Source organism: Candidatus Frankia alpina (assembly GCF_902806485.1).
Lineage (GTDB): Bacteria > Actinomycetota > Actinomycetes > Frankiales > Frankiaceae > Frankia > Frankia alpina.
In genome coordinates, this window is sequence record NZ_CADCWT010000198.1 from 1 (window position 1) to 9,369 (window position 9,369).

6 protein-coding genes are annotated in these 9,369 nt (G+C 71.8%); 5 read left to right on the forward strand and 1 reads right to left on the reverse strand.

Annotated features, from left to right (window positions below):
* Positions 1–2,471, reverse strand: a 2,471-nt coding sequence (locus G6R25_RS18130) for a sensor histidine kinase (protein ID WP_163553937.1), incomplete at its 3' end; no start/stop codon positions are given.
* Positions 2,472–2,730: 259 nt separating this feature from the next.
* On the opposite strand from G6R25_RS18130, the gene kdpF reads away from it, so the two are divergent.
* The 5 genes from kdpF to G6R25_RS18155 are packed head-to-tail and all read left to right on the forward strand — an operon-like array spanning position 2,731 to position 8,613.
* Positions 2,731–2,820, forward strand: coding sequence for a K(+)-transporting ATPase subunit F (kdpF, locus tag G6R25_RS18135; protein ID WP_136447494.1), 90 nt, complete (start codon positions 2,731–2,733; stop codon positions 2,818–2,820).
* Complete coding sequence (kdpA, locus tag G6R25_RS18140; RefSeq protein WP_163553938.1) at positions 2,820–4,556, forward strand: potassium-transporting ATPase subunit KdpA; 1,737 nt, start codon at positions 2,820–2,822, stop codon at positions 4,554–4,556. The genes kdpF and kdpA overlap by 1 nt, the downstream gene beginning before the upstream one ends.
* Entirely contained in the window at positions 4,556–6,859 is a 2,304-nt protein-coding gene (kdpB, locus tag G6R25_RS18145; RefSeq protein ID WP_163553939.1) for a potassium-transporting ATPase subunit KdpB, read from the forward strand. The genes kdpA and kdpB overlap by 1 nt, the downstream gene beginning before the upstream one ends.
* 3 nt (positions 6,860–6,862) lie before the next feature.
* Positions 6,863–7,765 carry a potassium-transporting ATPase subunit C gene (locus tag G6R25_RS18150; protein ID WP_163553940.1) on the forward strand — a complete coding sequence of 301 codons (903 nt, stop codon included), beginning with the start codon at positions 6,863–6,865 and terminating at the stop codon, positions 7,763–7,765.
* 50 nt (positions 7,766–7,815) lie between these two features.
* A complete protein-coding gene (locus G6R25_RS18155; protein ID WP_163553941.1) occupies positions 7,816–8,613 on the forward strand; it encodes a response regulator in 798 nt (265 codons plus the stop codon).
* Positions 8,614–9,369 lie beyond the last annotated feature (756 nt).

The following is a 9,369-nucleotide window of genomic DNA, read 5'->3' on the forward strand; positions in this document are numbered from 1 at the left end:
GTGAGGCCCCCGCCGGGGGTGTCCTCGGGGGTGAGGGTGCCGTTCATCGCCTCGGTGAGGCCGCGGGACAGGGCGAGTCCGAGGCCGACGCCGGTGGTGTTGTCTCGGTCCCCGAGCCGTTGGAACGGCTGGAAGACCTGGTCGCGGTGGGCGGCGGGGATGCCGGGGCCGTGGTCGACGACGCGTAGTTCCACCCGGTCGGCTAGGCTGCTCGCAGTGATCACCGGCGGGCGCCCGGACGGGGCGTGGCGCAGCGCGTTGCCGACGAGGTTGACCAGCACCCGTTCGAGCAGCGCCGGGTCGGCGTCGATCGTGGGCAGGTCGTCGGGGATGCGGATGGCGATGTGCCGGGCGGGCGGCCCGAGCTCGTCGAGGGCGTGCGGGACGACATCGTCCAGCCCGATCGGGCGGGGGAACACGCTCAGCGCCCCGGCCTGCAGCCGGGACATGTCGAGCAGGTTCTCCACCAGGCGGGTGAGCCGGTCGAGGGACTCCTCCGCGGTGGCGAGCAGCTCGTCGCGTTCGTCCCGGCTGAGCACGGCCTCGGCGGAGCGCAGGCCGGTGACGGCGGCCTTGGCGGCGGCGAGCGGGGTACGCAGGTCGTGGCTGACGGCGGCGAGCAGCGCGGCGCGGACCCGGTCGGCCTGGGCGATGGGCACGGCCTGCGCGGCGGCCTCGGCCAGGCGGCGCTGTTCGAGGGTGACGGCGGCCTGGGCGGCGAAGGCGGCGAGGATGCGGCGGTCCGCCGCCGGCAGCGGCCGTCCGGTCAGGGCGAGGGCGAGGGTGTCGCCGACGGGGACGTCCACCGCGCCGTCCTCGGGCCGGGTGCACGGGTCGGGGCCGACGCTGAGCACCGTGCGCCAGCCGTCGCCGTCGCGTTCGAGCAGGGTCGCCGAGGTCATGGCGAACGTCTCCCGGGCCCGCTCGAGCAGGGCGGGCAACGCGTCCTCGCCGCGCAGCACGCTGCCGGCGAGCATCGACAGCGTCGCCGCCTCCGCGGAGGCGCGCACCGCCTGGCCGTAGCGGCGGGTGGAGATGGCGACGACGCGGCTGACCATCGTCGCGACCAGGATGAAGCCGGCGAGGGCGAGGGCGTTGTTGCCCTCCGCGACGGACCAGTGGTGCAGCGGCGGGGTGAAGTAGTAGTTGAGCAGCAGGGAGCTGGCCAGGGCGCACAGCAGCGCCGGCCAGAACCCGCCGATCAGCGCCACCGTCACCACGATGATCAGGTAGCCGAGCATCTCGGTGGCGAGGCTGAAGGTCCCGCGGGCCTGGACCAGGCCGGCGGTCAGGGCGGGGACGAGGGCCAGGGTCAGCACGGTCGCGATCAGCCGGCGGCGCGGGGCGAGGCCGCTGCGGACCCGCGGCAGCCGCCAGCCGGTGCCCGCCTCGGCGTGGGTGACCATGTGCACGTCAATCGGCCCGGACAGGTTCGTGGTGGTGACGCCGATGCCGGGGCTGAGGATCCGGGAGAGCCGGCCGCGGCGGCTGGCGCCCAGCACGAGCTGGGTGGCGTTCTGCGCGCGGGCGAAGTCGAGCAGCGCCGTCGGCACGTCGTCGCCGATCACCTGGTGGAAGCTGCCGCCGAGGCTGTCGACGAGGGACCGCTGCCCGGTCAGGGCCGCGGGGTCGGCGCCGGTGAGCCCGTCGGAGCGGGCGACGTGCACGGCGAGCAGCTCCGCGCCCTTGGTCCGGGAGGCGATCCGGGCCGTGCGGCGGATCAGGGTCTCGCCCTCCGGGCCGCCGGTGAGCGCGACGACGACTCGCTCCCGGGTCTCCCAGGTTCCGCCGATGTGGTGCTCGGCCCGGTACCGATCGAGCTGGTCGTCGACCTTGCCGGCCAGCCACAGCAGGGCGAGTTCGCGCAGGGCGGTGAGGTTGCCGGGGCGGAAGTAGTTGGCCAGGGCCGCGTCGACCCTGTCCGGGGCGTAGATGTTGCCGTGGGCCATCCGCCGCCGCAGTGCCTCGGGGGCCATGTCGACGAGTTCGACCTGGTCGGCCTCGCGGACCACCGCGTCGGGCACGGTCTCCCGCTGGGCCACGCCGGTGATCGTCTCGACGACGTCGTTGAGCGACTCCAGATGCTGGACGTTGACGGTGGAGATGACGTCGATGCCGGCGGCGAGCAGCTCCTGGACGTCCTGCCAGCGTTTGGTGTTGGGGCCGCCGGCGACGTTGGTGTGGGCGAGCTCGTCGACGACCGCGACCTTGGGGCGCCGGGCCAGCACCGCGTCGAGGTCCATCTCGGTGAAGGTGGCGCCGCGGTGCTCGGCGAACCGGCGGGGGATCACCTCCAGCCCGTCGAGCATCGCGGCGGTGTGCTGGCGCCCGTGCGTCTCGACCAAGGCGACGACGACGTCGGTGCCCCGGTCGAGACGGCGGCGGCCCTCGTCGAGGGCGGCGTAGGTCTTGCCGACCCCGGGCGCTGCCCCCAGGTAGATGCGCAGTGTTCCACGTGGCACGCCACCCATGGTGCTCCTGTCCGCACCTGTGCGGGAACCAGCTGAAAGCCGGTTTCGGCCGCTATTTCATGATCGGTGTTAGTGGGCCGTGAGAAACCGGCCGGGCGCCGCGAGAACCGTGTGAGCGATCGCCATTTTCGGGTGTCGTCGCGCTTTACTGGGCCCCTGCCGGGATGAAGGAGGAGCGCATGCAAGACGTGGTGTACGTCCTGCTGACGCTGGGATGTTTCGCGCTGTTGGCGCTGGTACTGCGAGGGATCGAAAGGCTGTGAACGCGGAGAACGTCGCCGGCCTGGTGCTGTCGATCGGTTTGGGAATCTTCATCGTCGTCGCCCTGCTGTTCCCGGAGCGGTTCTGATGTCCTCGTCCGTCGCCGGTGTTCTGGCCGTCGCGCTGCTCGTCGCCGCGCTGTGGGTCACCTACCGTCCGTTCGGCGACTACATGTACCGGGTGTTCACCGCGAAACGGCACCTGCGGGTCGAACGAGCGATCTACCGACTGACCGGGGTGAACCCCGACGCGGGCCAGCGCTGGGGGGTCTACGCCCGCAGCGTGCTGGCCTTCTCGCTGGTCAGCGTCCTGCTGCTGTATCTGTTGCAGCGCCTCCAGGAGCACCTGCCGCTGAACCTGGGATTCGGTGCGGTGGGGCCGGCGCTGGCCTGGAACACCGCGGTGAGTTTTATGACGAACACCAACTGGCAGGCGTATTCGGGCGAGTCGACCATGGGTCACACCGTGCAGATGACGGGCCTGGCCGTGCAGAACTTCGTCTCGGCGGCGGTCGGCATCGCGGTGGCGATCGCGGTGGTGCGCGGCTTTGCACGGCGCCGGTCGCCGGTCGCCGCGGGTGGACCTGGTGGGCCGGGTGGACGGGGTGCCGGTAGCCGAGATGACGTGGTCGGCACCGGCGACGAGCTCGGCAACTTCTGGGTGGACCTCACCCGGACGGTGATCCGGATCCTGCTGCCGGTCTGCGTGGTCGTGGCGGTCGTCCTCATCGCCGGCGGGGCGATCCAGAACCTGCACGGCAACCGGGTGGTGTCCACGCTGGCCGGCGGCCATCAGACGATCACCGGCGGGCCGGTCGCCAGCCAGGAGGCGATCAAGGAGTTCGGCACCAACGGCGGCGGCTTCTACAACGTCAACTCGGCGCATCCGTTCGAGAACCCGACGTCGTGGACGAACCTGTTCGAGATCTACCTGCTGCTCGCGATCGGCTTCTCGCTGCCGCGCACGTTCGGCCGGATGGTCGGCGACCGCCGCCAGGGGCTGGCGATCGTCGCGGTCATGGCCGTGCTCGCCCTGGGCAGCTTCGCGGTGAACGCCGCCTTCCAAACCGCGCACCACGGGACGGTGCCGGTCGCGGTCGGCGCGGCGACGGAGGGCACCGAAACCCGGTTCGGCGTGCCGGACTCCGCATTGTTCGCCAGCAGTACGACGCTCACCTCCACCGGCGCCGTCAACTCCTTCCACGATTCCTACACGAGCATCGGCGGCGCGACGCTGCTGTTCAACATGATGCTCGGCGAGGTCGCGCCCGGTGGCACCGGATCCGGCCTTTACGGAATGCTCGTGCTGGCCATCGTCACCGTTTTCGTCGCCGGGTTGATGATCGGGCGAACACCCGAGTATCTCGGGAAGAAGATAGGTTCCCGGGAGATAAAGTTCGCGTCTCTGTACTTTCTGGCCACGCCGGCGATCGCCCTGCTCGGCACCGGGGTCGCGATGGGCCTGCCCGGCGAGCGCGCCGGCATGCTCAACTCCGGGGCGCACGGCCTGTCCGAGGTGCTCTGCGCGTTCACCTCGGCGGCCAACAACAACGGTTCGGCGTTCGGTGGCATCACGGTGAACACGACCTGGTACAACACGGCGCTGGGCCTCGCGATGCTGTTCGGCCGGCTGCTGCCGATGCTGCTGGTCCTCGGGCTGGCCGGCTCCCTCGCCCGTCAGCATCCGGTCCCGGCGACCGCCGGGACGCTGCCGACGCACCGGCCCCAGTTCGCCGGGATGCTCGGCGCCGTCGCCGTGATCATCGTCGCGCTGACGTTCTTCCCCGCGCTCGCTCTCGGCCCGCTCGCGGAAGGGATCCACTGATGAGCACCACCACCGTCGTCGCCTCGCCCGGCGCCGCGTCGCGTCCGGGCCGGGGTGGGCCGCGGCGGGTCGGCGGTGGCCTGCTCGACCCGCGTCAGCTCGGCCGCTCGCTGCCCGCGGCCCTGCGCAAGCTCGACCCCCGCACCCTGTGGCACAACCCGGTCATGCTCATCGTCGAGGTCGGCGCGGCGTTCACGACCGTGCTGACCATCGCCGACCCGTCGGTGTTCGGCTGGCTGATCACCGTCTGGCTGTGGCTCACGGTCGTGTTCGCGAACCTCGCCGAGGCCGTCGCGGAGGGCCGCGGGAAGGCCCAGGCCGCGGCGCTGCGCCGCACCCGCACCGACACGATCGCCCGCCGCCTGACCGGCTGGTCGTCCGGCCAGGCCGCCCCCACCGCCGAGGAGATCGCCGCGGGAGCCACGGCCGCGGGGGAGATCGCCGCGGGGGAGCGCGTCTTGGTGGAGGAGGTGCCCGCGCCCAGGCTCGTCCGGGGGGACGCCGTCCTCGTGGCCGCCGGCGAGCTCATCCCCGGCGACGGTGATGTCGTCGAGGGCATCGCCAGCGTCGACGAGTCGGCGATCACGGGGGAGTCCGCGCCGGTGATCCGCGAGTCCGGCGGCGACCGGTCGTCGGTCACCGGCGGGACGAGGGTCCTGTCCGACCGGATCGTCGTGCGGATCACCCAGCAGCCCGGTGAGAGCTTCATCGACCGGATGATCGGCCTCGTCGAGGGCGCCGACCGGCGCCGCACCCCGAACGAGATCGCGCTGAACATCCTGCTCGCCGCGCTCACCGTCATCTTCCTGCTCGCCGTCGCCACCCTGCAGCCGCTGGCGATCTTCACCAAGGCGCAGCAGCCCGCCATCCCCGACTCGGCGGCCCTGACCGGCCACGGGATCACCGGCATCGTGCTGGCGTCCCTGCTGGTCTGCCTCATCCCGACGACGATCGGGGCGCTGCTCTCGGCGATCGGCATCGCCGGGATGGACCGGCTCGTCCAGCGCAACGTGCTCGCGATGAGCGGCCGGGCGGTCGAGGCGGCCGGCGACGTCAACACGCTGCTGCTCGACAAGACCGGGACGATCACCTTCGGCAACCGGCAGGCCCGGGAGTTCCTCCCGGTCGGTGGGGTCGGTGCGGCCGCCCTCGCCGACGCTGCCCAGCTGTCCTCGCTCGCCGACGAGACGCCGGAGGGCCGCTCGGTCGTCGTGTTCGCCAAGGAGCACCACGGCCTGCGCGAACGCTCACCCGGCGAGCTGCGCGCGGCGACGTTCGTGCCCTTCACCGCGCAGACCCGGATGTCCGGCGTCGACCTCGCCGACCCGGCCGCCGGCGCCGAGCGTGCGGGCGGCGCCGAGAGCGCGGGCGTGGGCGGGGCCGGCGGTGAGATGCGCCGGCAGATCCGCAAGGGCGCGGCCAGCGCGGTGATCACCTGGGTGCGCCAGGCCGGCGGGACGATCCCCGCCGAGCTCGGCGAGATCGTCGACGGGGTCTCCGCCGCCGGCGGGACGCCGCTGGTCGTCGGGGAGGTCACCGGCACCGGCCCGGCGGCGCACGCCCGGGTGCTAGGCGTCATCCAGCTCGCCGACGTGGTCAAGAGCGGGATGCGGGAACGGTTCGACGAGATGCGCCGGATGGGCATCCGCACCGTCATGATCACCGGGGACAACCCGCTGACGGCGAAGGCGATCGCGCAGGAGGCCGGCGTCGACGACTTCCTCGCCGAGGCCACCCCGGAGGACAAGCTGGCGCTGATCCGCGCAGAGCAGGCCGACGGCAAGCTCGTCGCGATGACCGGCGACGGCACGAACGACGCCCCCGCGCTCGCCCAGGCCGACGTCGGCGTCGCCATGAACACCGGCACGTCTGCCGCCAAGGAGGCCGGCAACATGGTCGACCTCGACAGCGACCCGACGAAGCTCATCGAGATCGTCGAGATCGGCAAGCAGCTGCTCATCACCCGCGGGGCGCTGACCACGTTCTCCATCGCCAACGACGTCGCCAAGTACTTCGCGATCATCCCGGCGATGTTCGCCGGCGTCTACGGCGGGCTGGACCGGCTGAACATCATGCGGCTGGCCACCCCCGAGTCGGCGATCCTGTCCGCCGTCATCTTCAACGCGCTCGTCATCGTCGCCCTGATCCCGCTCGCGCTGCGCGGCGTGCGCTACACGCCGAGCAGCGCCTCCGCCCTGCTCTCGCGCAACCTGTCCCGCTACGGCCTCGGCGGGATCATCGCGCCGTTCGTCGGCATCAAGATCATTGACTTGCTCGTCCAGTTCATCCCGGGGGTGGGCTAGCCCATGTTCGCGCGACTACCCGGCTGGGCCCGCCAGCACCTGGCCGCCCTGCGGATCCTGCTCGTGTTCACCGTCGTCGTCGGCCTCGCCTACCCGCTGGCGATCCTCGCCGTCGCCCAGCTCCCCGGCCTGCACCACCGTGCCGACGGCTCGTTCGTCACCCGCGCCGACGGCCAGCGGGTCGGCTCGTCGCTGATCGGCCAGTCCTTCACCGACGCCGACGGCAACCCGATCGCCCGCTACTTCCAGAGCCGGCCGTCGGCCGCCGGCGACGGCTACGACCCGACGTCCACCTCGGCGTCGAACCTCGGCCCGGAGGACGTCGTCGACACCTTCGACGACCCGGCCATGCGCGGCACGGACGAGTCCCGGCAGAGCCTGCTCACCCAGGTCTGCGCCCGCAGCCAGGCCGTCGGGGCGCTCGATGGCGTCGACGGCCGCCGGCCGTACTGCACCGCCTCCGGAGTCGGCGCCGTGCTCGCCGTCTACCACGCCGGACCCGGGTACGACGGCCGGGTGACGAGGGTCGTCAGCGTCAACGAGCTGTGCCCGGCCCGGCCGTTCCTCACCACCTACGCCGGGGTGCCGGTGCGCTGCCGGACGCTGACCGACGACATCGTCGCCGGCCAGCGCGTCGTCATCCGCGGCGACGCCCCCACGCACCCCGCCGTCCCCGCGGACGCGGTGACCGCCAGCGCCAGCGGCCTCGACCCGCAGATCAGCACCGCTTACGCTGACCTCCAGGTCCGTCGGGTGGCCCGGGTCCGCGGCCTGCCCACCGGCCAGGTCTCGGCGCTCGTGCGGGATCACACGGCCGGCCGAAGCCTCGGCTTCCTCGGCGAACCGGCGGTCAACGTGCTTGATCTCAACCGGGCGCTGGACGCGCTCACCCCGGCGCGACGGTGAGCCCGTCGGCCGGGTCGGGTGGCGAGGGGAGCGAGGGGAGCGACAGCCTGGTGGGACGCATCCTGATCGTCGAGGACGAGCCGCAGTTGCTGCGCGCGATGCGGATCAACCTGCGCAGCCGTGGCCACGAGGTCCGCACGGCCGTCGACGGCGGCCAGGCGCTCACCGAGGCCGCGAGCTACCCACCCGACCTGGTCGTGCTCGACCTCGGCCTGCCCGACCTCGACGGCATCGACGTCATCCGCGGCCTGCGCGGCTGGACCCGCGTGCCGATCATCGTCCTGTCCGGCCGCACCTCCGGCCACGACAAGATCGCCGCCCTGGATGCGGGCGCGGACGACTACGTCACCAAGCCGTTCTCCGTGGAGGAGCTGCTCGCCCGCATCCGTGCCGTCACCCGCCGCGCCGGCGGCGCCGAGACCGGCCCGGTCATCACCATCGGCCGCCACCGCATCGACTTCGCCGCCAAGGCCGTCACCACCCTCCCCGACCCGCCGCCGGATTCCGCGGCCCAGGCTTCGCCCACCAGCGAGGACGACGGTGACGGCGCGCCAGCTGACGGCGTTGCCGTCGACGGCGCCGGACCGGCCGACGAGTCCGGCCAGCCACCCGAGGCGGTGCGGTTGACGCCGACCGAGTGGCGGCTGCTGGCGACCCTGGTCCGCGAACCCGGCAAGCTGATCAGCTCGCGGTCCCTGCTCGACCAGGTCTGGGGCTCCGGCCACGCCGACGACACCTCGTCCCTGCGGCTCTACGTCAACCGCCTGCGCCGCAAACTCGAACCCGACCCGTCCCGCCCCCGTCACCTCACCACCGAACCCGGCATGGGCTACCGCTACCAGCCGTAAGGCCAACACAAGACGCTCGACTATGCCGTTTAAGTGCTGCCATTCCGCCGGTCCACCGACCCGGTCGTCGGCGACCGGCGGCGTGCGGACTGATCTCGGTGCTCTGCCCGATCCGGCGCGTTATCGGGCAGGCCCAGCAACTCGGCCAGCACATAACCGTACCCTCAACCACGATGCACCCGTCTCCCGGCGATCATTTCCCTAGACAAGAAACGATCTTTCCAGGCAGGTGGGTGCGTCCCCCTGCGCACCCCTCGGCCGGTAACGTTCTACCACCCATTGCGATCGCAGACGGTCAGCGACTAGACACGACCTCCGGTCAACTGCAAAGAGCCGGTTTCGTGGACGTCCGGGGTGGAGGTGGAGGTTCCTCGCGAATCTCCGATGCCACGCTCCGGATCCGCTTGCACACTGGTCACAGAAAGTGACGGTCAGTAGGTGGCGCGAGCCGGATGAGTCGAGAGGCTCGCCTCGCGTCCGGATCTGTGGTAGCCGGGAGGTGAAACTCCTCCCGGCTACCCGGCCGCGACCGACCGGGCAAAACTCCCGTACTAGTAACGGAAGAGATAACGGCTGGACTGTTTCAAAGCCCAGCCCGAGCAGGAAGACCGTTTCGGATCCGGAGCCAGCATGTCCGATCCCAACCAGACTCTCGAACGTCGGCGAAGTCAGGCGCGAGTCGCTGAGCGGCCCAAGATGGGCACACTCCCTTACTGGCATGACGGTCCCGTCCTTCAGGGCCCCGGGAAGATCGTT

Coding starts and splice junctions, on each gene's coding strand:
- kdpA (WP_163553938.1), top strand. CDS start 2,820: ATGTCCTCGTCCGTCGCCGGTGTTCTGGCCGTCGCGCTGCTCGTCGCC.
- kdpB (WP_163553939.1), top strand. CDS start 4,556: ATGAGCACCACCACCGTCGTCGCCTCGCCCGGCGCCGCGTCGCGTCCG.
- G6R25_RS18150 (WP_163553940.1), top strand. CDS start 6,863: ATGTTCGCGCGACTACCCGGCTGGGCCCGCCAGCACCTGGCCGCCCTG.